The organism is Tolypothrix sp. PCC 7601 (genome assembly GCF_025677855.1).
Taxonomy (GTDB): domain Bacteria; phylum Cyanobacteriota; class Cyanobacteriia; order Cyanobacteriales; family Nostocaceae; genus Aulosira; species Aulosira diplosiphon.
Map to the genome: position 1 here is coordinate 6,570,178 of NZ_CP064879.1, position 23,053 is coordinate 6,593,230.

The window sequence follows — 23,053 nt, forward strand, 5'->3', positions numbered from 1 at the left end:
CTTAAAAACTCACCGAAATCGAACCTACAACTGTAAATGGTTCTCCAGGGATACCTGCATTTGTGCGGCTACCAAATCCCCCCCGACTGTTTGTATATTCCACATCAAATAGATTGCGGAAATTAAGAGCAAACTTCCAATTATCTCGGCGGTAAAATAATGCTGCATTCGTGAGGAAATAGCTATCTAGGGTAAAACTGTTATTCAAATCTCCCTGACGTTCGCCAACATAGTTAATCCCGATTCCCCCACCCAACCCTTGCAAATTGCCACTTTGAATTTCGTAGGTTGTCCATAAACTCGCTTGGTGTTGGGGAATCCCTGTCAATTGGTTCCCCACCGGAATAGTATTATCTTGAGTTACCGTTGCATCTGTATAGCTATAGGAAGCAATAATATTCCAACCGGGTAAAATTTTGCCTGTCAAGTCGAATTCTACACCTTGGCTGCGCTGTTCACCGGTGGCGATGGAAATACCAAAACCAGGAAAATTTGGATCTTCCGTAGCGACATTCTGCTTGGTAACGTCGAAATAAGCTAATGTCGCCAACAAATTCCCGCCTAATAGTTCTGTTTTTATTCCTACTTCAAATCCTTCTCCCCGTTCAGGTTCTAAGGGGTTGCCATCTGCGTCGATGTCATCCACACTGGGGTTAAATGATCGCGAATAGCTGCCGTAAAGGGAAACATTGGGAATTGGTTGATAAACAAAACCGATTCTGGGTGTCCAGGCAGAATCATTTTGAGTTGTATCACCACCTGGGTAAAATAAAGCAGGTATATTCTGATTTCTTTGTGCTACTGTCTCATAACGCAAACCCAACAGTAGATTTAATGGTTCAGCGATTTCAATTTGATCTTGCAGATAAATTCCTAAGCGATCAATTTCCGAGTTGCGGTCAAACAGCAGCGTATCAAATTCTGGTCGATTTACGCCATAGCTGGGATTGAAAACATTAATGGGGAATGAGGTAAAGTTAGCTAAAGCAAAGCGGCTGGTATTAGTGCGACTCAAATCAGCACCAAATAGTAAAGTGTGTTTGAGTCCGCCAGTGGTAAATTTACCAACAACATTGGTTTGTAAGGCGTAATTACGAGAATTGAAATCATCTAAAGCAAATATTCGCTGGAGTTCGCCAGTTGTTTCATCAAATCCCAGAAATACGCTGAGTTTATCAGAGAAAACTGTAGAATCTGTGAAACGAAAAGCGTTACGAATTGACCAATTCTCGCTGAATTTGTGGTCTAGAGATAAATTTAGACTCAAGAAATCACGCCGCAAAAAATCATCGGGTTCATTGAAAATGCGATCGCGCGGAGTATTGATCGCTCCATCCCCAAAAGCCACTGTACCCGAATCCCAAGGTTGTTCGCGGTTGGAGACTTGTAAATTAAAAGCCAAGTTGGTGCGATCGCTAATTTCCCATTTTAAAGCCGGTGCAATAAAAAATTGCTTAAACTCTTGATCAAAATCTCTAAACCCATCGCGCCGAGAATAAACAGCATTCAACCGATATAGTAGGCGTTTATCATCTGTTAAAGGGCCGGAAATATCTATTTGTGGACGAATTAAGCCATCAGAGCCAAATTGTAGTTCAGTTTGATAAAAAGGTTCAGATAAAGGTTGTTTCGTGACGACATTAATTAACCCTGTTTTGTCACTCTGGGAAAAGAAAAATCAAAGCCAAATTTTGAACTGTAGATATAACGGGCAATTGAGCGTTTATTTTCTAACACAATGGCTAAAATCATGGTTTTTTGGTAAAAGTCTTATGCTGTAAGCATTCCAGATTATTTTCTCCCGAAAGTGATAAAAGAGGGTTAAACCCCCTGGTTGAATCTCACCATAAAGTATTGATGCTGGCCCTTTTAACACCTCAATGCGTTCTATATTAGAAACTTCGGGAATCTCCGCAAAGTCATACTGACGAAAGCCATTTTGTAATACAGGTGCTTGATCAAATCCGCGAATACTATAGTTTAAATCGCTAAAGGTATCTGCACCGTTATAGACAACACTACTAGAATTTTTTAAAGCATCCTCCAAGCGGGTTACTTGCTGTTCTTCTAACACTTGACGAGGTATCACCTGAATTGATTGGGGAATTTTCAAAATCGGTGTATCTGTGCGTGTGGCTGTAGTTGCATTCGGTGTGAAATACTGGTCTTGTTCTCCTGTAACTACTAACTCAATTGGTTCTTCTTGTGGTGTTTGGGTGACTGGTTGCGGTGACTGTGTCGCAGTCGTTGTAGATGCTACAGCAAAAATTAAGCCTTCATCCCCATCAAATAACTCAACTGTAGGCAAAACTTTCTCACCTGCGATCGTCACACGCACATTATTTGCATCTACATTCGTCACCGTAATTTCCGTAATTCCCGAAATTGGTTGATCGGAACGAAATGTAAAAGTATCTCCATTGGGTAAACGCAACTGAGCATTAGGGATGTCTGCAATCAGGTTATTACCTTCACTGCGATTTGTGACTTGCAGTTGTTCCCCTTGGTTTGTTTCTAATATTACCTCCACACCTTTATCTGTGGGATTTGCCTTAACTCCTGTAATTACTACAGTTGATTGAGCCAGTAAGATTTTCACATCAACTGTATTTTGCTGTTTTTCTGATGCCAATACCTGTGCAGGTTGGCATACACTACAGATGATACCCAGTACCAACCAGAGATGAATTTTCAGTGATAATGCCAAACCCTTGCTGCTAGAAACAAAACGCCAACTTTTCATGCTACTCCCTACACACCTAAGAATAATCTTGCTTATTGCGTATATTTCTTAATTGCTAACAACCAGAGTGTAAAAGAGTAGAACTAGTTGAGTCTATCCCAAAACAGTCTTATAGTCCCGAAACCAGCTTTTTACCTAAACAACATTCTCGTGGTGTGATCCCAAACTTACGCTTAAAAGCTGCTGCAAAATGTCCTAAATGAGAATAGCCGACAATATTAGCCACTTCCGCCACTGTAAAATCACTATTCTGTAATAGCTGATGCGCTTGTTCCATACGCTGATTTGTCAAATAACCAAACACCGTTGTACCAAACTGTATCTGAAATCCTCTTTGCAGGGTACTTTCACTCACACCTACCTGTTGAGCCAATTCTGATAGTAACGGTGGATTCTCCAACCGAGCTTGTAAAATTTCTTTGGCATGATGAATTTTACCAACAGTTTCCCTTTTTAATCGTGGTAGTAATTGCTTTACCGAATGATCTTCTAAAAAAGGAGCTAATTGCAAAGCCATTAATTCTATGACTTTACCCTGTAAATACATCCGCTTAGTTATTCCTTGATAGGGACAGTGAAGAATTTGCAGCACAACACTTTGAATAGCTGGATTAGTTGGAGAGTAAAGTAGTGTTTGCCAATCGCTTTCTTTTGCCAAAAATTTAAATTGTGGCAGCATTTCTCCGTCTTTTTTAGGGAAAAAAGTCTTTAATAAATGGGGTGGCATTTCTATATCAACACCCAAAATTCTTTGGGAATGGTGATAGCAAATATCAATTTTTTGCTGCATTCCACCACCAGAAATAAAGGTATTTCTATTTTCTCTCCCCATCTGCCCATAAGTATCTGTATACATCCCTAAAGCTAACGCATGAAATTGCAAGGGATGATGGTTAATGGGGGTTTTTAGTACAATATCCTGATGATATTCTTGATCAAAAATACATAACCAAAGTTAGAGGATATACTTCAATTGTGCGGTAGTAGCCTCTACCAAGCTGTTTGGGCATTTGATCGAGATATTCATCTGCTTCCAAACCTGGGGACGAAGTACTATTTTCCTTGCTTGCTTTTAAAAGTTCATTGTAGTCTTGACTACTTAAAGTAATCGTCATTGTCAGGAATTGCCCACATTAATGATAATTATTTGCAATAATTTTACCATTAAGTCGAGAGATAAGAATGCTAAAGATAAATAGTTTGGCTACCTTTCTCCAGGCGGAACTTGCGCGAAAATAGCAGACTGTAACACTTCAGGTAATTGTTTCCAAGCTATATTGCCTTTGCGACTCTTGATATACAATTGCATAAATTCTAGTAACGATGCGGCGCTTTCTTCTGGAGACAAATTGACAAAAAGATAGGTGGGTTTGTCTGGGTGAGAAGCAGCTACAACACAGCCGTGATTACAAGCCCACAAACATTCAACGGGTTTAATCTCTAGTTCATTTAGTGAATATTTCTCTTTACATAAATCATTTAATTTTTCAAGTAAAATATCCCCATCAAAAGGGGGATTTTCTGGTCGTTCTTGGGAGGAACGATGACAGGATTTGCAGACAAATAAATTATATTTTGACATAATTTTAAGTGATGTTAACTATGTATTGATCGAGGTCATCAAGCATTGCATAAGCTGCAAGAATATTCAATCCCCGCCAAACAGAAAAATCTACTAGATAAACTTGATTTTGTTGTACAGCTTTGATTTTAAACCATAAAGGCTTTTGCTGAAGCTGTTGGATAACTGAGTAATCATCTTTTTGTAGCGGTGCAATAAACAGGATATCGCTATCAATCTTGGGTAACAATTCTTCCGAAAGAGGTAAATCATTGTCACCAGATTCGGCAAATATAGGATTTAATACGCCAATGTCATGTAAAATTCCCCCTGCAAAAGATTTTTGACGAGTAATTACTAATCTCCCGGCAGCGACATAAGCAAATGATATGCGATTTTTTTGATGATTATTACCAACTGTCTGCTTTAATTGGTTAACACGTTGGTTATAGTAATTTATTAATTGAATACCTGTTTCTGTCTTGTTGAAAATTTTAGCAGTATCTTGAATGTGTTGTTTCCAATTTCCTTGAGTTTCAACCCAAGGTAGAATTACTGTGGGTGCTATTTGCGATACATATTTATAAATTCCGGCAAATCCTGGATGAGAAATCACAATAATTAAATCGGGATGGAGTAAAACAAGTTTTTCTAAATTAATTTGACTGCTAGAACTTCTTAATATTTCTACTCCATCTGCTTTTCCTTGAAAGTAAGGAAAGTCATCTTCTATTTCCGTTGTAATCCAAGTGGCGATCGGTTTGATGTCTAAAGCCAAAATAGCTGCAAAACTATTGAAATCTAAGGTGACAATTCGTTGTGGATTGAGGGGAATACAAGTTTCTCCTCTGGCGTGTTCTACTACTCGACATTCTAGACTTGGTTGTGGAGATTGTGAAGTCGCAACTTCATCAGAAACACTTTTGCTACAAGCGCAAACAAGTGTAAATATCGTAATTACTAGACATAGCACAGAGGTGAGACGATAAAGAAACCTGTTCATGAAAACCTAGACTTTTCAAAACTCCCAAGAAATAGTTCCCTGGACGGTAAATGGCGCACCAGGAGAGACGCGCAAGCGACTAAAAGCATTTTCAAAATAGTCTACGTTAAAGAGGTTTTTGATATTGATTGCTGCACGTAATCTGTCTTTTTTGTAGAAAATAGCAGCATCTGTAGTGAAATAACTAGGTACTTCAAATGTATTTCCAGTGTCGCCAGTGCGATCGCCTACATAAAACAATCCCAAACCAAAGCCTAAACCCTGCAAGTTACCACGTTGAATTTCATAGGTTGTCCATAAGCTAGCAGCATGGGGCGTTGTCCGTTGTACGCGGTTACCTACGGGAATGCTATTATCTTGGGTAACACGGGCATCGTTATAGGCATAACTAGCAAACACATTCCATCCTGGTAATATTTCACCTGCAAGGCTGAGTTCAATACCCTGGCTGCGCTGTTCTCCTGTTTGTATGGAAAAACCTACATTATTGGGGTCTTCAGTTAAAACGTTCGATTGGGTAACGTCATAGAAAGCTAGTGTAGCCGAAAGCCTATCATGAAAATCGGTTTTCACCCCAACTTCATACTGTGTACCCTTTGTCGGCTCAAAGTCGCTCCCATCAAAGGCTTGACCAATAGCAGGTTCAAAGGAGCGGCTATAGTTTGCATACAGGGAAATAGCCGGGATTGGCTGATATACAATACCTATACGGGGACTAAACGCGCTTCCTGATTGACTGGTTTCTGTTGTGGCGAGAAAGTCTCTATTGATTTGGGTGAAGGTATCAAATCGACCACTTAGGAGTAATTTTAAATTATCGGCAATTGTTACCTGATCTTGTACTATAAAACCCAGCTCATCAGTGACGGTATTAGTATCAAGCTCAAATGTAACTGCTCCTGGTGCTTGACCGTAAATCGGATTGAATATGTCAATGGGTGCGCCGATTCTACTTGTAAATTTTAAGGTATTGTTCAGCCTTCCTAAATCGATACCAAATAGTAATTGATGCTCAATTGCACCTGTGGCAAACTTGCCGATCACATTTGTTGTGAGTCTATAATCACGATAGCGATCGTTGGAATCGTTAGCTGTTCTCAGTAGGGTGCGATTATCGTCTAAAAGCCTTGTCCCAATATTGACACCAGCACTATCGTAGTTCAGGTATCCATACCGAAAAGAATTATTTAATGACCAATTCTCATTAAATTTATGCTCTAATCGATATCCCAGCCTGGTAGTTGTCACATTCAGCTCGCCTTCATTGGTAATGCGACTACGAGGTATCTCGCCATTTGGATTAGAAAATAGCGTTCCAATCGCCGGTAACCCTAAATTGTAGTTTTCCTGCTCTAAGTATTTATAAGTTCCTTCAATGGTCAGATTTGTATTTTTGCTCAGTTCTAGACTCAAAACCGGCGCAATTACTAAGTTTCTAGTTTGGCTCAAATCTGTAAAAAACCCTTGTTCTCTGTAAGATGCATTCAGCCGATAAAGGGCTTTTTTATCATCATCTAGAGGCCCCGATAAATCCACCTCACCACGATAAAAATCAAAACTACCTACAGTTGCTTCAATAAAGTAGTAAGGATCTCGTAAAGGCTGTTTGGTGACAAAGTTCACTGTTCCACCTGGAGATGTGGAACCAAGTAAAACTGAGTTTGGCCCTAGAAGAATTTCGATATTTTCGATTCCTGTCAAATCAGGCCCCACGTTAGAGGCTAAACCGTTAGTTTCTTTAATTCCATTCAATGTGGGTTGGCTAAAAAAGCCTCGCACTTGCAAGCGCAATGAATCAAAGTTAGAAGGTGCTGCGTTACGTACACTGGGAGCATTTAACAACGCACTAGATATATCTGCGCGTTGATCCCGCAATACTTGTTGGGGAATAATTTGAATCGATTGGGGAATATCTCGCAGAGGTGTATCTGTCCGCGTTGCGGTTGAAGCATTGGGTATGCGATATCCCTCTTCTTCTCCTGTAACTACCAACTCGATTGGCTCATCTTGCTGCGCTGCTGGCTGTTCTGGGGGTTGTTGGGTTGTCGTTGTCGGAGATACAATTGCAAAAATCAGCCCTTCATCCCCATCAAACAACTCAACTGTGGGCACAGCTTTCTCACCCACTACCATGACTCTTATATTATTGGCATCAATATTTGTAACTGTGATTTCCGTAATTCCCGCAATTGGCTTTTCTGAACGGAAGGTGAAAGCTTCGCCCGAAGATAAACGTAACTGAGCATTGGGAACATCTGCAATAAAGTTATTACCTTCAGTACGATTTGTGATTTGTAGTTGTTCTCCTTGGGTTGTCTCTAAAATTACTTCTACACCTTTATCTGTGGGATTGGCTTTGACACCTGTAATTGGTACAACATTAGTTTGTGGTGTCTGTACCAACATCTGCGCGCTGGTAGCAGGAAGTTCAATGTCACTAATTTGGGGAATTGGGGAATTCTTGATTATTTGTGGGTTTAAAGACGGTACTTCTGGATTTTGGGTTTTATCCTTTGCCCATCCTGGTTGTACTAACATCATATTGAAGTATCCAGAAAGGCTGATTAGAAACCATAAACTCACATTAGCGGACAAACACCAACGCTTCATCGTTCCTCACACACAATAAAAATATCAAACCCAAGCAACTTATTGCTAATTATTCTTAATAGCAATTAGGGGTAGTATAGGAAAGTCGATCGCCAGGTGTCTATCCAAAAACCGCCATTTATTTGCCAAAAACCGCCTTGTTACCTGCCAAACATTGACTGGGTGTGATGCCAAATCGTTGTTTAAATGCTGCGGAAAAATGACCTAAATGTCCATAGCCTACTAGATTCGCTACCTCTGCAACTTTGCGATCGCCTTGGCGTAGTAATTTTTCGGCTTTGTCTAACCGCAACTGTGTCAAATAGCCTACCACTGTTGTTTGAAAAAGTATTTGAAACCCGCGTTGCAAAGTGCGATCGCTCACTCCCACTAGTTGAGCTAATGCTGATAATGATGGTGGATGTTCGATTTGGGCGGTTAAAATTTCTTTGGCGTGATGGATACGGGCAATTGTATCTGGTTTGAGCCTTGGTAAATTGCGAATTGGTTCTTGACTGTCAGCAATTAAGTCTACATACAAGGCTAATAACTCAAATACCTTGGCTTGTAAATAAAGACGTTTAGCCGCACCGTGATAAGGTGGATGCCATAATTCTTGAGCAAGCGATCGCATTTTTGCTGTCACCTTTGGGTAAAAGGCTACTTTCCAATCCTCACCCTTGAATAGTTGCTTGATATTATCTAGTTGGCGTTGTCTGTCGTCCAAAAACGATTCCAGCACCTGTGGCGCAATTTCCACATTCACAAAACTCAAACGCCCTCCACTTTGATGCTTTTCGGTAACTGCGGGCGAAACCCCACTACCAGAAAAATAACTGCGCGTCTCATCCAAACGCGGGTGAACTCCCTCACAGTCAAGGAATCCTGATAATAAAATATTAATTTGAATCAAATGGTCGTGGGCAGGTATCTCGATCGTCAAATCCTGGTGGTATTCGCAATCCGCAAAACCCAACGACACCCCAGGAGATAGTTCTATATGACCAGAATAACCTTGACCAGCAACTTGCGGCATCTCCAAAACTTCCTCAAACGCATCAGAGCCAAACTTTTGCAGTTCAGGGGTGACAGTCTGCTGCCACATTTTATCCCAGTCCGATTTATTGAGGATTAATGTCATGATGGGGCTGTGGACTCAAAAATAGTTAATTGCTATATATTATCAATAACTATATCACACTAGCTTGTATATAGAGGTATAGGCTTGAGGGTGATGGTCATAACTGGGATTGATTAATCAAGGTTTGTGGGGAAATGAAGGTAATCATATAAGCATGAATTTCTAGGATCTAATTAGGAAACTATCTTAATTAAATTTGGCGATCGTTACATAGAAGCACAACGGAGATGCGATCGCGAACGATGAGAATATCTTGACCTTTCAACGAATCAAAATCAGTGTACCAGTTACAATCAAGCTAGTTCCTAATATCACAGATAGAGTTAACTGTTCTTGAAGAAATAGTACGGAAAATATCAGCACTAAAACTAAACTCGATTTGTCTAAAGGTGCGACTAAAGAAGCTTTTCCAACTTGTAAAGCGCGAAAGTAAAACAACCAAGATAAGCCTGTGGACAACCCAGATAAGATGAGAAATAGTAGGGTTTTTGGACTAATCGTCAGTATTGTATCTAGCTGTCCTTTCGCCACAACCCAACCCCAAACCATGATTAAAATTACTACTGTGCGGATGGCGGTTGCGACATTAGGGTTAATCGTTTCGACTCCAATCTTGGCAAATATCGTCGTCAAAGCTGCAAAAAATGCTGATAACAAGGCATAAAATATACTCGTTGCTTCGTTGTTATCTAACATTTTTTATCCCCAATTGCATAACTAATTATTGAAAAGTACTATAGGAATCCGATTTGATTTCTGAAAAAATCTCAGTAAGCCGTAATGCACGAAAAGCTTTGGCGATGATGTCGTATTCTCGCTGCTAACGCATCCTACTACTTTTTACTTTTTACTTTTTACTTCTTAATTTGCCCTTGCGTCCTATAGGTACACACATGGGTGTTCCCAAAACTGGATCAGAAACAACACGACATTCTAAACCAAAAACCTCTTTTACCATCTCTTCAGTCATTACTTGTTTTGGTTCGCCAGCCGTAAAAATTCTTCCTTGTTTCACAGCAACTAGATAATCCGCATAACGACAAGCCTGATTCAAATCATGCAGCACCATGACAATGGTTCGTCCTTGATACTGATTTAATTCATATAACAAATCTAAAACTTCTATTTGATGTGCTAAATCTAAAAAAGTAGTCGGTTCATCTAATAGTAAAATATCTGTATCTTGCGCCAGTGCCATTGCAATCCAAGCACGTTGGCGTTGTCCGCCAGATAAGGTATCTAAGGCTCTATCTGCTAACTCTAATAAATCTGTAATTAAGAGCGCCTGTTGTACAATTCTTTCATCTTTAGCTGACCACTGCTGCAACCAATTTTGATAAGGATAACGACCTTGAGCAACTAAATCTCTGACTGTTAATCCTTCTGGTGCTACTGGACTTTGGGGTAAAATTCCCAATTGTTGTGCTACTTCTTTAGTAGACAAATTAAAAATCGAAGTGCTATCAAGATATACGGTACCACCAATAGGTTTAAGCAATCTCACTAAACCTCGTAATAAAGTTGATTTACCGCAACCATTCGCGCCCACTAAAGCCGTAATTTTTCCCGTGGGAATTGCTAAATTTAAGTCTCGGATAATAGGCACGCCATCGTAAGCTAAAGACAAACTTTTGGTGGATAATCCTTTCATAGTTGTTATTATATTCACTGTTGACTGTTGACTGTTGACTGTTGACTGTTGACTATTGACTGTTGACTGTTGACTGTTGACTGTTGACTGTTGACTGTTGACTGTTGACTGTTGACTGTTGACTGTTGACTATTTTTTGCGATTGCGAATTAATAAATAGAGAAAATAAGGTGCGCCAATCGCAGCAGTTACCACTCCACAGGGAATTTCGATAGGTGCAAATATAGTTCTTCCAAAGAAGTCTGATGCCACAACCAGCATTCCGCCTAATAATGCAGAAGTGGGAATTAAACCTTGATGATTTGTACCTACTAACTGTCTGCCTAAATGGGGTGTAATTAATCCTACAAAGCCAATCATTCCCGCTGTGGCGACGGCTGCACCTGCTAAGGCTACACCGACTAGGACAAGTAAACCCCGTTGCCATTCCACACGAGTACCTAAACCTTTGGCAACATCATCTCCCAAATTTAAGACATTTAAATGTCTGGCTAATATCATCGCCATTGGGATAAAAATAATTAACCAAGGTAAGAAGGAAAAGACTTGTTCCCAGGTGCGTCCGTAGACGCTACCAGCTAACCACACCAAAGCATCACTGACGCTATAAATATCGCCAAAGGTAATTAATAAGCTGGTGAATGCGCTGGCGATCGCAGATAATCCCACACCCATTAAAATAAACAGAACCGGAGAACTACCATTGTTCCAAGCTAAGGAGTAAATTAAACCAGCCATTAATAAAGCACCAACAAAGGCTGATAAAGGCAAAGTATAAATGGGTGTTGATGGAAATAATACAATTACTGCAACGGCTGCTAGACTTGCTCCTGCATTGATCCCAATAATGCCAGGATCGGCTAATGGGTTACGCGCAATCCCTTGAAAGATAGTCCCAGAAATAGCTAATGCCATTCCTACCATGAAAGCTACGAGGGTACGAGGTAGGCGCAGATTGTAAATCACAAACCCATGATCTGGGTTACTTGTATCTATACCCAACAAAGTTTTGACGATATCTAAGGGCGAAATCGGATACTCACCCCGTCCTAAATTCATCACCATCGCTACCATAACCGCTACTGCCAAACATAGCAGCATCAAAGGTACACGTCGGTCTATGCGAAAAGATATCGCCTCGGAACGGATGACTAGCCAATCCAATTTCATTTTTTCACCTTCGATTTAGCCAAGTAGACAAAAAAGGGTGCGCCAATCAATGCTGTCATTACTCCCACGGGTAATTCCTGGGGTTTGAGTAATACACGCGCTGCTATATCTGCAACTAGCAGTAAACTGGCACCAACTATTGCGGAATAAGGCAAAATCCAACGGTAATCGGCTTTGATAAAAAAGCGCACGATATGGGGAACGACTAAGCCAATGAAGCCAACTGGCCCGGCTAGAGACACGGAACTTCCCGCCAGTAATACAATTGCGATCGCAGTGGCAATTTTCACCCAAAGAGTCTGTTGACCCAAGCCTTTGGCTACATCTTCCCCCAGACTCATGGTTGTAATTTGTCTACCAAGGGCAAAGGCTACCACTAAGCCAATCACGACGAAAGGTAATGCTGACAACAATATATTGATATCCCTTCCAGCTAGGGAACCAGCTAACCAAAAGCGAATTTCTTCTAAGGTGCGTTGACTAACTATGAGAATCGCCGTGGTGAGGGAAGAAATCAAAGCCGTGAGTGCTGCACCTGCTACGGTGAGATTTAATGGTGTAGCTCCTCCTTTTCCTAGAGAGGCTAGAACGTAGACTAACATTGCGGTTGCGCCTGCACCCACAAACGCCACAATGGTTAAAACACTGACAGAGGGACTACCAAACACAAAAATTGTGGCAACTACAGCTAATGCGGCTCCTGACTCAATACCCAAAATCCCTGGGTCTGCTAAGGGGTTGCGTGTCAAACCCTGCATTAATGCGCCAGCAACTGCCAAAGCCGATCCTACCAGCAGCGCAATGAGCGATCGCGGTAATCTCACTGTCTGAATCACTAGATGTTCGTAAGAACCATCAAAGATGAGGAAGGATTCTAGAATCTTGTTTATAGATATTTCTGCTGCCCCTAAAGTAACACTGTACACCAAGCAAGTTAGCAGAATCAGTATGCCCAGAATTAGACCCGCTAATGGCGATATTTTCGGTTTGTTCCAGTTCCGGGGCGATGCTGTGGTTGCTCTTGTCATTATCTTTTGATTAATTGAAAATTATCTTCATTTAGTTAAGCTAGTTGTGTCCTCTTTGACATTTGCAATCCCAACATCTTAATTGAGAATTTTTATAGAACTACTGAGTATGTATACAAGGTACATCCCTTTCATATTTAGCTTTGCAGCCTCAAATGAGCGATCAGTCTCAAGATTATACTTTATACTTATTAGTAGTTTTTTTCAACTGCTTCTGTGTTTGTTTCATGAACAGAAGACGAGGTGATCTGCATATTGGCAAATATAAAGTTGGGGAAAGCAACTAACCTGAGACAGCCTTTGATAGTTGCACAGTCATATTCAAGGAGCGCGATCGCAGCCTCCTAAATCTGCATAATATTTAATTCCCAGAGTCATTATTAATAATAAATATCAACTATTTAAGCAAAATTATTGTCAAATCCCGAGCTACTTCTTTGCTCTCAAATAAGATAAGCAAGGTAAAATGAAGTTGAAACTCAATATATCCCAAGTATAAAGGGTATTTACCTGAGTATATTTGCCAAATATCCATTTTTTACTGTTATTCACCCTGATTTGGCATTCTAGAGTAGCTGTAAATACGTTATCCTGACTAGCTCACGGTAAGTTTGACAAAAATTCTCCTAAAATTACTGCAAATAAATCTCAATTAATCTGATAAGATATGCTCGGAGCTTATTGAATATCTATATCAATAAGTATTTACACACCACAACCATGATCTCTAACTGGTTGAATTTTGAATTGGTATAACTCTGTATGTATAGGACTTATATTTGATTTTTGAAAAAAACTAAGTACACTTTTATTTCTTCTTCCCTGTTAAGAGTTCCCTGTTCCCTCCCTACGCAAATAATTTCTCCGAATCAAAGCGGATTCCTATATTTGTGGTTTTGAAGTTACTTAATTTTTGAGGTTTGAGAGTTTTTATGTCTGATGATATTGATGTTGTGTGGGTCAATTCTAGTACTGTATTGCAGCGTTTCGATCAACCATTGTTACAACATATATCGCAATATATGAATGTGGCTCAGTGGGAATATCGTCACGGTAAAGATGAAGGTAGTTCGATAGATGAGGCTGTAAGTTTATTGCATGAGTATTTGTCACAATGTCCCCATTCCATACATTTAGCAGGTCATGGTGCGGGTGGTGCGATCGCATTAATCTATGCAAGGCGCTACCCGCAAAAAGTGCGATCGCTCACTCTCCTAGCTGTCGCTTCTCAACCTGCAAATACTTGGCACGCTCACTACTATCTGCAAAGACAACTATTTACTATCAGCCGTGAGCAGGTTTTAGCAATGAATGTTCGCAATCTCTTTGGCGAACAACCACATTACACTACTAAAAAGCTAGTGGCGGTGTTAAATAAAGATTTAGAACAGTCTCCCTTATCACATTCTCTATTCAAGTTAATTGATTTACCTCAAGATGGAGTTTCTATGCCTATGATGGTATGTGGTAGCAAAAATGATCCAATTGTCAGTTCACCTGCATTATTAGGCTGGTCAAAGTGGTTTAAACCTGAAGATTATCTCTGGGAATGTCCAAGAGGGCATCATTTTTTTCATTATTTCTATCCGCAAAAAGTCGGGGAACAAATATTAAATTTTTGGCAAACATCTCATTTTCAAACAATACTGCCATCTCAAATTGTTTCTCCGAATTTGATAAATTAGCCAGTTTTTATTTAGGGGCGTAGATACACCCCTATTAATTTATTCCAAGCTTTAAATATTATTGATAACTTGCGCTGAAACTAAATCGTCAATGTTGGTTGGGTGTAAGAGTTGTGAGCAACCCTGAAAGTATTGAAAAATCAGGGTTGAGGGTAAACGTCATTACCTCTCAACTGGTGTTACTGATACCAAAGCTAACCGCAAACTAGCCGAAATGAAAGCTACTGTATTTATGCAACGCCGAATTTTTAAATTTGCATTGGTTTGATTCCCACCCAATCCAAGCAAAGTTGGCGGAAATGATCGCCCCGTACTTCAAAATTGGGATATTGGTCAAAACTAGCGCAAGCTGGAGAAAGCAGCACGACAGTAGCTTGGTGCTTTTTGGCTAATTCTGCGGCTTGGGGAATTGCCTTGTCCATCGTTTCCACAATTTTATAATTAGCATACCCCACCTCTTGCAGACGTTGGGCAAATGCTGGGGCGGCGTTACCAATTAATAAAACGGCGGCGGCTTGGGCTTGAATTTTGGCTAACCAGCCTGTGTCATCACCGGCTTTGGCTTCACCACCGGCAATCAAAATTGCTGGGCTTTTCACCGATGCTAAACCAACCTCCGCTGCATCGTAGTTGGTGGCTTTGCTATCGTTGATAAAATCAATACCTTCCCAAGTGCAGATATGCTCTAAACGATGGGCTACACCAGGGAATTCGCGAATAGCGCGGGAAATCGCATCGGCATCAATTTTTGCTAATCTTGCGGCTGCAACTGCCATGAGGAGGTTTTGCTGGTTATGTTCTCCTACCATCCGCAAAGCAGAGGCTTCTACAATCGGTTCTGGTGTGGAGGTTGCAGACAATTTTTCTATTACCCAGCCATCTTCAATATAAAAGCCTTTGTCACCTATGAGGTAATCTTGACCTTTGACACTTGTCCAATAGGCATCAGGCCAATCACTTAAACCTACTTTACTCAAATAGGCATCATCGCCATTGAATACTTGTAGTTGCGATTTATGTAAGAGCTGGGCTTTAATTTTATAGTAATTATCTAAAGTTTTGTGGCGACTGAGATGATCTGGCGTGAATGTCGTCCAAACACCTATTCTCGGCGCGAGAGTTACAGAAGATTCTATTTGATAACTACTGATTTCTCCTATTACCCAATCTGGCTGTTTTGCAGCTAAAGCAACTTCGCAAGCTGCATAGCCAATGTTACCGCAAGCAGGGGCATCTAAACCCGCAGCTTGAAAAATTGCTGCAATTAAAGCAGTAGTAGTAGTTTTACCATTTGTGCCAGTAATACCTACCCAAGGTGGAGTTTGTAAATATCGCCAAGCCAGTTCCATTTCACCGATAGTTTCAATACCTAATTCTCTGGCTTGAACTAATACCGGAATCTCCCAAGGTACACCAGGGCTGACAACTATTAATTGCGGTAAATCAGCTGTATTGAATTCTAGGGAGTACCCCAATTTTACAGTTATGTTTTCTGTAGCAAGTTCTTGTTGTTGTTTGAGGAGGGTTTCGGAGGTGTTACTATCACTTAGCACCACCTCCCAGCCTTCCCGTCGCAACAATCTTGCCGCAGCAATACCGGATTTTCCTAATCCAATGACAGCAGATCTAGGCATAGATTGTGTGTAGCAGAGTCTCCCTGGTTAAGCACTACTGATCGTAGCGTTTATTGGCAAAAATTACACCTACTTTTTGTTTATTTAAGCTACAAATTTTTGACAATTGCACCAAAGTCCGCTAAAACACGGGCATGATTGCGAAGTAGTCCTAACAAATTTAACCGATTGCGTTTAATTTCTGGATCGGAGTCCATTACTAACACGCTATCAGCACCATCGAAAAAGGTACTTACAGTAGGTGCGATTTTACTTAATGCTGTTATTAGCAGCTCATAATTACGCGATCGCTGTGCAGCTTGGGTCTGGGGTACCAATTCGACTATGGCATTATAGAAAGCTGCTTCTGAGGACTTTTGGAAGAGTTCTTGCCGAACTAGGTTAGCTGGTTCTAACTGTGCGGTATCCAAATCACCTTGGGCAGCTAACCTTGTGGAACGGTTAACAGTTTCATAGATGGTATCTAAAGTACCATCGCGGCGAATTTGCTGCAAGTATAAAGCGCGATCGCGGACATCTAATAAATCCTTGAGTGTCCGTTCCGTATATTCGGGGTCATTCTCTCCTAAAACGGCATTTACCAGGTCATAATCAATTTGTTTTTCTTCTTGCAAGAGGGTGCGGATACGTTGCAAGAAAAATTCGCGCAATGAGGTAATTAATGATGCCTGGTCTTTGTTATATGCAGTGACAAAATCGCTGGTAATTTGTGCTAATAACTCAGCTAAATTGATTGGTAAATTTGCTGACCAGGTAATGTTAACTACAGCATTTGCAGCCCGACGCAAAGCAAAGGGATCTGAGGAACCACTGGGGATTAAACCTAGACCAAAAATACTAACTAAGGTATCTAATCTATCTGCTAAACCGACAACTTGACCTGTAAGTGTTTCCGGTAAAATATCATCTGCGCCCCTGGGTAAGTAATGCTCAAAAATTGCTCTAGCAACTTCGGAATTTTCGCCACTGGCTAAAGCATACTTCTCGCCCATTACCCCTTGTAATTCAGGGAATTCATAAACCATTTGGGTGACAAGGTCAGCTTTACACAGCAATGCAGCTTTGTGAACATTTTGGCGTTGAGTTTCGGTTAATTGCAGTTGGTTAGCAATTTGTCCCGCAATTTTGACGATTCTATCTACCTTTAACCGTAGAGAACCCAAATCTTCTTGAAAAGTGACTTTTTCTAACTGTGGTAAAAAGCTTTCTAAAGGTTTAGCTAAATCAGTTTTATAGAAAAATTGCCCATCGGCTAATCTAGCTCTAATTACCCTTTCATTACCCACAGCAATCACATCGGCTTTGCTAGGATCGCCGTTAGAAATAGTGATGAAATTGGGCAATAAGTCTTTGCTATTTTCAGTTTTAAATACGGGGAAATAACGCTGGTGACTGACCATTACCGTAGTAATCACCTCCGTCGGCAAGTTCAAAAATTCGTCTTCAAATTTACCCACCACCGTAGAAGGATACTCAACCAAGTTTGTCACTTCGGCTAATAAATCTGGGTAAATTTCCGTAGCACCGCTTAACGTTTGGACTGATGCCTTCACTTGTTCTTGGATAGTTGTGGTGCGTTCCTCAGCATCCACGACCACAAAAGCAGACCGCAGAGTGCTAACATAATCATTAGCTTGGGAAATGGTGACCGTTTCCGGATGTAAGACACGATGACCACGAGAAATGCGATCGCTTTTCACTACCTTAGAAGCATTTACCAACTCAATCGGCAATACCTCTGCATCTAACAAAGCCACCAGCCAGCGAATCGGGCGGGAAAAGCGCACATCCCCATCGCCCCAGCGCATCAACCGCTTACCTTCTAAAGCATAAATCCACTGCGGCACCAGTTCTGTTAAAATATCCGCTACGGGACGACCAGCAATGCTTTTGTTGACAAACACAAAATCGCCCTTGTCAGTGGGGCGAACTTGCAGCGCTTCGATTTCCACACCTTGCTTTTTCGCAAATCCCAAGGCGGCTGGTGTGGGTTTACCATCTTTAAAAGCTGCTTGTGCGGGAGGGCCTTTAATTTCCTCTTCCCTGTCTGGTTGCCGAGATGGTAGACCTTTAATCAGTACCGCCAACCGTCGCGGAGTCCCGTAAACCTCCACTGCATCACTAGTAAGGCTGTGAGTAGAAAGACTTTGAGGAATTAGCGATCGCCATTGTACTATGGCATCCCCCAGAAAGCTTGCAGGTAGTTCTTCTGTTCCAACTTCCAATAAAAATTCCGGCATAAGGCAGTTTATCTAAAACAGTCAGTTTCAACAGTTTACCTCGCCTGTCATGCTGACTGCTCCCTTGGGGGCTTTCCAAATAAAAAAATACCGTATCGCTGTTTTCGCAGAGGGAGCAGAGGAGGCAGAATGACGAGCATCGCTTTCGTAGTGAAGCCTGGATAATTTAATTTTTGGAAGTTCCTGAATTTTCTACTTTTTTTGGGACTTTTCCGATTTTTACCTATAGCCTGATGAAGTTAATCGTAGAGAAAACGTGCAGTAGGGAACAATTTTTATTTTCTCGTTTCCCTGGAGCTAGGGAAACGAGAAAATTTTCTTATTTCACCCGGAATTTCATTTATCAGTAGTGAAGTTGATACAGCATTACCAAAAAGTTGCTCTACTCAATACCTATGAAAACGCAATCTTCTATTTTCAAAGCCCTCACAGTAACTACCACTACAAGAAACTGATGGTAAAAACATTAAAATCTGGAACTTGAAAACCGGAAAATTAATGCATAATTTCTCTATAGGAATTGACCCTGTTAATGCTGTAGCTATTAGTCCTGATGGCAAAACTTTTGCTATCGGCAGTTTATCCCGAGAAATTCAATTGTGGGATTTGAAAACTGTAAAAGTAGTCAATAAATTGAGTGGTCATGGTGGTGGAATTTATGCTTTAGCTTGGAGTAAAGATGGTAAAACTCTCATCAGTGGTAGTGGCGATAAGTCCATCAAGATTTGGCGTATGTAGCCTGTCCATCAGCAGCCAAGCTGTCTAATTACTAGTTAACGTTAAGCAATGCTTCTTCCCCTTGCGCTTCAAGCCTAGGCTGATAAAATACTAAAAGCCGATAGACTTATAGTTAATTATTGGCGCTACAAAAGAAAAATATATTTGATGCAGATAATTGTCTATGTCGGAAAAATATCGCTTTGAAACCTTGCAAGTCCATGCTGGACAAGAACCAGCCGCCGGAACTAATGCCCGTGCTGTACCAATTTATCAAACAACATCTTATGTTTTTGATGATGCGGATCATGGGGCGCGGTTGTTTGCTCTGCAAGAGTTTGGTAACGTTTACACTCGGATTATGAATCCGACAACGGATGTATTTGAAAAGCGAATAGCTGCTTTAGAGGGAGGTGTCGCCGCATTAGCCACTTCTAGCGGTCAAGCTGCACAATTTTTGGCTTTAAGTACCATCGCTCAAGCTGGAGATAATATTGTTTCTACCAGTTTTTTATATGGCGGCACCTATAACCAATTTAAAGTTTCTCTGCCACGTTTAGGAATCAACGTCAAATTTGTGGAAGGCGACGACGCAGAAAGTTTCCGTCAGGCGATCGACGATCGCACCAAAGCATTGTATGTTGAAACCATTGGTAATCCCCAATTCAACATTCCCGATTTTGCGGCTTTAGCTCATATTGCTCACGAAAATGGCATTCCCCTCATTGTTGATAATACCTTTGGTGCTGGTGGGTATTTAGCGCGACCAATTGAACATGGTGCAGATATTGTTGTGGAATCTGCAACTAAGTGGATTGGTGGTCACGGCACCTCGATTGGCGGTGTAATTGTCGATTCTGGTAAATTTGACTGGGGTAATGGTAAATTCCCTATCTTTACTGAACCATCCCCAGGTTATCATGGGCTGAATTTCCAAGAAGTGTTTGGTGTCGGTAGTCCTTTTGGCAATATTGCTTTCATCATCCGCGCCAGAGTTGAAGGGTTAAGGGATTTTGGCCCTTCATTGAGTCCATTTAACGCCTTTCTGTTATTACAAGGGTTAGAAACTCTATCTCTGCGTGTGGATCGCCATGTCAGCAATGCTCTAGAATTAGCCCAGTGGTTAGAACAGCAACCACAAATAGCCTGGGTTAATTATCCTGGACTTCCCCAGCATCCTTATCATCAGCGAGCCAAAAAATATCTTAGACATGGCTTTGGTGGAGTCTTAAACTTTGGTATCAAAGGCGGATTAGAAGCAGGTAAAACCTTCATTAATAATGTGAAATTAGCAAGCCATCTAGCAAACGTTGGCGATGCAAAAACTCTCGTCATTCATCCAGCTTCTACAACCCATCAACAGTTAAGCGATACAGAACAAGTTTCCGCCGGTGTCACACCCGATTTAGTCCGCGTCTCAGTTGGTATTGAACATATCGACGATATCAAAGAAGATTTCGAGCAAGCATTTGGGAAGATTAGTCATTAGTTATTGGTCATTTGTCATTTGTCATTTGTCATTTGTCCATAGTTAGTGATTTTCTCCTATTCTTCCCTATGCCCCATGCCCTATGACCCATGCCCTAATATAAATGAAATACCAGCACTTCATTTCACCGCAAACTCAGTATTACCATCTCTCCCAGCCGTTTGAATTAGAGGGAGGTGAAGTCTTAACTGGCGTTCAAGTCGCTTATCGGACTTGGGGAAAGTTAAACTCACAAGGCGATAATGGAGTGCTGATTTGTCATGCTTTAACTGGTTCAGCCGATGCAGATGACTGGTGGAAAGATTTATTAGGTTCCAAAAAAGCACTAGATAGCGATCGCGATTTTATCTTATGTAGCAACATCTTAGGAAGTTGTTACGGCACTACGGGCGCTACTAGCATCAATCCCCAAACCGGAATCCCTTACGGTGCATCATTTCCCGTCATCACAATTCGCGATATGGTGCGTTTACAAGCGGAACTAATTAAATATCTGGGAATTAAATCTCTACAACTAGTAATTGGTGGTTCCCTCGGTGGAATGCAAGTACTAGAGTGGGCTTTATTATATCCAGAAATAGTGAAAGCGATCGCACCCATTGCCACTTCCGGTAGACATTCAGCTTGGTGTATCGGATTGAGTGAAGCCCAAAGACAAGCTATCTATGCAGATCCTCACTGGAAAGGTGGTAACTACACAGAAGAACAGCCGCCAAAGCAAGGATTAGCCGTAGCGCGGATGATGGCGATGAGTACTTACCGTTATTGGCACAGCTTTACAGAACGCTTTGGACGGCAGTATGATGCATCTGCCGAGCAATTTGCGATCGCTAGCTACTTACAACATCATGGTCAAAAGCTAGTAGATAGATTTGATGCCAATACCTACATTACTCTTACCAAAGCAATGGATCATCATGATATTGCTCAAGGTAAAGACTATGAATCTGTTTTGCAAAGTATTCAACAACCTACTTTAGTTGTCGGTATTGATTCTGACATTCTTTATCCCCCAATTGAACAACAAGAATTAGCCGATTTTATCCCCAACGCTCAAATAGCTTGGCTAACTTCAATTTACGGTCACGATGCATTTTTAATTGATACAGATGCACTAAACAAACTAATAATTCGCTTCCGCCAAGCTTTAAATTTAGAATTCAAAATTTGTAATTCGTAATTCGTAATTATCTTAAATAGGGTTAATTTTTATTTGTAATTTATCTACCATAAGTAGTTACACAAAATTAATTACACAATGTCATTGCGAATGTAGCGTTCGCGTAGCGTCCCGTTCGCGTAGCGTCTCCGTCAGGAGAAGGGAAGCGAAATGAAGCAATCGCAAGGGCTGGGATTGCTTCTCTTCGAGACGCTACGCGAACGCTTCGCTCGCAATGACTGTAAATATTTTTGTTTAGGTACTTACTATGTTAAAAAATGCAGCGTAGTAAAGATAAATTAGGTAAAAAATAATCATATAGCTCTTGTGATACGGGCATCTTACTCGTAGATTTTTTAGTCTTCTACTAATTCAAATTAATGTTGGCGACAGATAATTTCTTTGTAGGGGCACGGCACCATTAAGATAATTTGATATCCCCAAATATTTTGGATGCCGTGCCCTTACCGGTGTTTTTCCAAAATAGCTTCATATTTTAATATACTGTATTTTGATAGATTTACTGTATATTAAAACATGAAGCTCAAATAATATCCATAGTTATTGACTCTAATGGCTCCTAGTAAAACGCTGCATCTACCAAACGAACTCTATCAATATCTGTTGTCTATCTCTTTGCGAGAACCGGAATTACTCTTCAAACTGCGGGAAGAGACGGCGCGTCATCCCAGAGCAAATATGCAAGTAGCGCCAGAACAAGGACAGTTTCTCGGTTTTTTAGTCAAACTGATAGGAGCCAAGAAGACTCTGGAGTTAGGCGTTTTTACAGGTTATAGTTCTCTCAGTGTGGCTTTAGCCTTGCCACCAGAGGGTAAAATCATCGCTTGTGATGTTAGTGAAGAATTTACCAACATCGCGCGTCGTTATTGGCAAGCCGCAGGTGTAGCAGAAAAAATTGACCTGAAATTAGCTCCAGCTATCGAGACTTTAGATAAATTATTGGCAGCAGATGAGGCAGAAACCTTTGATTTTGCCTTTATTGATGCCGATAAGGAAAACTATTATGCATATTACGAAAGAGTACTCAAGCTGATTCGTCCAGGTGGATTAATTGCCATTGATAATGTGCTGTGGTCTGGACGTGCAGCCAACGCAGATGTGCAAGACTCAGCTACCAATGCTATCCGAGAATTTAATAGCAAACTGCATCAAGACGATCGCATAGATTTAAGCTTGATTTCTATAGCAGATGGACTCACATTAGCAATCAAACGTTAACCAA

At 40.9% G+C, this 23,053-nt stretch carries 17 protein-coding genes and 2 pseudogenes; 5 read left to right on the plus strand and 14 right to left on the minus strand.

Features of this window, described 5'->3' with window-relative positions; genetic code table 11:
• Position 1: 1 nt before the first annotated feature.
• The 12 genes and pseudogenes from HG267_RS26470 to HG267_RS26525 form a co-directional block, all read right to left on the minus strand.
• Positions 2–1,651: pseudogene (locus tag HG267_RS26470) on the minus strand (TonB-dependent siderophore receptor); the annotation flags it as partial.
• 171 nt (positions 1,652–1,822) lie between these two features.
• Positions 1,823–2,743 (minus strand): annotated as a pseudogene (locus HG267_RS26475) (TonB-dependent receptor plug domain-containing protein); the annotation flags it as partial.
• A 109-nt stretch (positions 2,744–2,852) separates the two neighbouring features.
• Positions 2,853–3,599 (minus strand): helix-turn-helix transcriptional regulator, encoded by a 747-nt coding sequence (locus HG267_RS26480; protein WP_228045227.1) that lies wholly within the window; start codon positions 3,597–3,599, stop codon positions 2,853–2,855.
• A 79-nt stretch (positions 3,600–3,678) separates the two neighbouring features.
• The gene (locus HG267_RS26485) at positions 3,679–3,858 is read right to left on the minus strand and encodes a hypothetical protein (protein WP_228045228.1); all 180 of its coding nucleotides are present in this window, start codon (positions 3,856–3,858) and stop codon (positions 3,679–3,681) included.
• Positions 3,859–3,947: 89 nt separating this feature from the next.
• On the minus strand, positions 3,948–4,325 hold the full coding sequence (locus HG267_RS26490; protein WP_045872224.1) for a DUF1636 family protein: 378 nt from the start codon (positions 4,323–4,325) through the stop codon (positions 3,948–3,950).
• Positions 4,326–4,329: 4 nt separating this feature from the next.
• Complete coding sequence (locus tag HG267_RS26495) at positions 4,330–5,307, minus strand: iron-siderophore ABC transporter substrate-binding protein (RefSeq protein ID WP_045872225.1); 978 nt, start codon at positions 5,305–5,307, stop codon at positions 4,330–4,332.
• Positions 5,308–5,322: 15 nt separating this feature from the next.
• Entirely contained in the window at positions 5,323–7,917 is a 2,595-nt protein-coding gene (locus HG267_RS26500) for a TonB-dependent siderophore receptor (protein WP_045872226.1), read from the minus strand.
• Between the two features lie 118 nt (positions 7,918–8,035).
• Entirely contained in the window at positions 8,036–9,037 is a 1,002-nt protein-coding gene (locus tag HG267_RS26505; protein ID WP_045872227.1) for a helix-turn-helix transcriptional regulator, read from the minus strand.
• A 261-nt stretch (positions 9,038–9,298) separates the two neighbouring features.
• Positions 9,299–9,733 (minus strand): EamA family transporter, encoded by a 435-nt coding sequence (locus tag HG267_RS26510; protein WP_045872228.1) that lies wholly within the window; start codon positions 9,731–9,733, stop codon positions 9,299–9,301.
• Positions 9,734–9,884: 151 nt separating this feature from the next.
• The gene (locus HG267_RS26515; protein ID WP_045872229.1) at positions 9,885–10,688 is read right to left on the minus strand and encodes an ABC transporter ATP-binding protein; all 804 of its coding nucleotides are present in this window, start codon (positions 10,686–10,688) and stop codon (positions 9,885–9,887) included.
• 129 nt (positions 10,689–10,817) lie between these two features.
• Entirely contained in the window at positions 10,818–11,858 is a 1,041-nt protein-coding gene (locus HG267_RS26520) for a FecCD family ABC transporter permease (protein WP_045872230.1), read from the minus strand.
• On the minus strand, positions 11,855–12,886 hold the full coding sequence (locus HG267_RS26525) for a FecCD family ABC transporter permease (RefSeq protein WP_045872231.1): 1,032 nt from the start codon (positions 12,884–12,886) through the stop codon (positions 11,855–11,857). Before HG267_RS26525 ends, HG267_RS26520 begins: the two co-directional genes overlap by 4 nt.
• A gap of 932 nt (positions 12,887–13,818) precedes the next feature.
• Between HG267_RS26525 and HG267_RS26530 the strand changes: the two genes are divergently transcribed.
• On the plus strand, positions 13,819–14,571 hold the full coding sequence (locus HG267_RS26530) for an alpha/beta fold hydrolase (protein WP_045872232.1): 753 nt from the start codon (positions 13,819–13,821) through the stop codon (positions 14,569–14,571).
• 248 nt (positions 14,572–14,819) lie between these two features.
• On the opposite strand, the gene murD is transcribed toward HG267_RS26530, so the two are convergent.
• Both murD and glyS read right to left on the minus strand, forming a co-directional pair.
• Positions 14,820–16,205: a UDP-N-acetylmuramoyl-L-alanine--D-glutamate ligase gene (gene murD, locus HG267_RS26535; protein WP_045872233.1), complete on the minus strand. Its 1,386-nt coding sequence runs from the start codon at positions 16,203–16,205 to the stop codon at positions 14,820–14,822.
• 89 nt (positions 16,206–16,294) lie between these two features.
• Positions 16,295–18,445, minus strand: a complete 2,151-nt coding sequence (gene glyS, locus HG267_RS26540) for a glycine--tRNA ligase subunit beta (protein ID WP_045872234.1) — start codon at positions 18,443–18,445, stop codon at positions 16,295–16,297.
• Positions 18,446–18,943: 498 nt separating this feature from the next.
• Between glyS and HG267_RS26545 the strand changes: the two genes are divergently transcribed.
• From HG267_RS26545 to HG267_RS26560, 4 genes are all read left to right on the plus strand, one after another.
• Positions 18,944–19,183: a WD40 repeat domain-containing protein gene (locus tag HG267_RS26545; RefSeq protein ID WP_052335300.1), complete on the plus strand. Its 240-nt coding sequence runs from the start codon at positions 18,944–18,946 to the stop codon at positions 19,181–19,183.
• Positions 19,184–19,346: 163 nt separating this feature from the next.
• A complete protein-coding gene (locus HG267_RS26550; RefSeq protein ID WP_045872235.1) occupies positions 19,347–20,651 on the plus strand; it encodes an O-acetylhomoserine aminocarboxypropyltransferase/cysteine synthase family protein in 1,305 nt (434 codons plus the stop codon).
• Between the two features lie 103 nt (positions 20,652–20,754).
• Complete coding sequence (metX, locus tag HG267_RS26555) at positions 20,755–21,831, plus strand: homoserine O-acetyltransferase MetX (RefSeq protein ID WP_045872236.1); 1,077 nt, start codon at positions 20,755–20,757, stop codon at positions 21,829–21,831.
• A 552-nt stretch (positions 21,832–22,383) separates the two neighbouring features.
• Complete coding sequence (locus HG267_RS26560) at positions 22,384–23,049, plus strand: class I SAM-dependent methyltransferase (protein ID WP_045872237.1); 666 nt, start codon at positions 22,384–22,386, stop codon at positions 23,047–23,049.
• Positions 23,050–23,053: the final 4 nt, after the last annotated feature.

Excerpts from the sequence above, each read along its gene's own strand:
- HG267_RS26495 (WP_045872225.1), bottom strand. The coding sequence starts at position 5,307 with ATGAACAGGTTTCTTTATCGTCTCACCTCTGTGCTATGTCTAGTAATT.
- HG267_RS26485 (WP_228045228.1), bottom strand. The coding sequence starts at position 3,858 with ATGACGATTACTTTAAGTAGTCAAGACTACAATGAACTTTTAAAAGCA.
- HG267_RS26545 (WP_052335300.1), top strand. The coding sequence starts at position 18,944 with ATGCATAATTTCTCTATAGGAATTGACCCTGTTAATGCTGTAGCTATT.
- HG267_RS26505 (WP_045872227.1), bottom strand. The coding sequence starts at position 9,037 with ATGACATTAATCCTCAATAAATCGGACTGGGATAAAATGTGGCAGCAG.
- HG267_RS26530 (WP_045872232.1), top strand. The coding sequence starts at position 13,819 with ATGTCTGATGATATTGATGTTGTGTGGGTCAATTCTAGTACTGTATTG.
- glyS (WP_045872234.1), bottom strand. The coding sequence starts at position 18,445 with ATGCCGGAATTTTTATTGGAAGTTGGAACAGAAGAACTACCTGCAAGC.
- HG267_RS26560 (WP_045872237.1), top strand. The coding sequence starts at position 22,384 with ATGGCTCCTAGTAAAACGCTGCATCTACCAAACGAACTCTATCAATAT.
- HG267_RS26510 (WP_045872228.1), bottom strand. The coding sequence starts at position 9,733 with ATGTTAGATAACAACGAAGCAACGAGTATATTTTATGCCTTGTTATCA.
- HG267_RS26500 (WP_045872226.1), bottom strand. The coding sequence starts at position 7,917 with ATGAAGCGTTGGTGTTTGTCCGCTAATGTGAGTTTATGGTTTCTAATC.
- HG267_RS26515 (WP_045872229.1), bottom strand. The coding sequence starts at position 10,688 with ATGAAAGGATTATCCACCAAAAGTTTGTCTTTAGCTTACGATGGCGTG.
- HG267_RS26520 (WP_045872230.1), bottom strand. The coding sequence starts at position 11,858 with ATGAAATTGGATTGGCTAGTCATCCGTTCCGAGGCGATATCTTTTCGC.
- HG267_RS26550 (WP_045872235.1), top strand. The coding sequence starts at position 19,347 with ATGTCGGAAAAATATCGCTTTGAAACCTTGCAAGTCCATGCTGGACAA.
- murD (WP_045872233.1), bottom strand. The coding sequence starts at position 16,205 with ATGCCTAGATCTGCTGTCATTGGATTAGGAAAATCCGGTATTGCTGCG.
- metX (WP_045872236.1), top strand. The coding sequence starts at position 20,755 with ATGAAATACCAGCACTTCATTTCACCGCAAACTCAGTATTACCATCTC.
- HG267_RS26490 (WP_045872224.1), bottom strand. The coding sequence starts at position 4,325 with ATGTCAAAATATAATTTATTTGTCTGCAAATCCTGTCATCGTTCCTCC.
- HG267_RS26480 (WP_228045227.1), bottom strand. The coding sequence starts at position 3,599 with ATGTATACAGATACTTATGGGCAGATGGGGAGAGAAAATAGAAATACC.
- HG267_RS26525 (WP_045872231.1), bottom strand. The coding sequence starts at position 12,886 with ATGACAAGAGCAACCACAGCATCGCCCCGGAACTGGAACAAACCGAAA.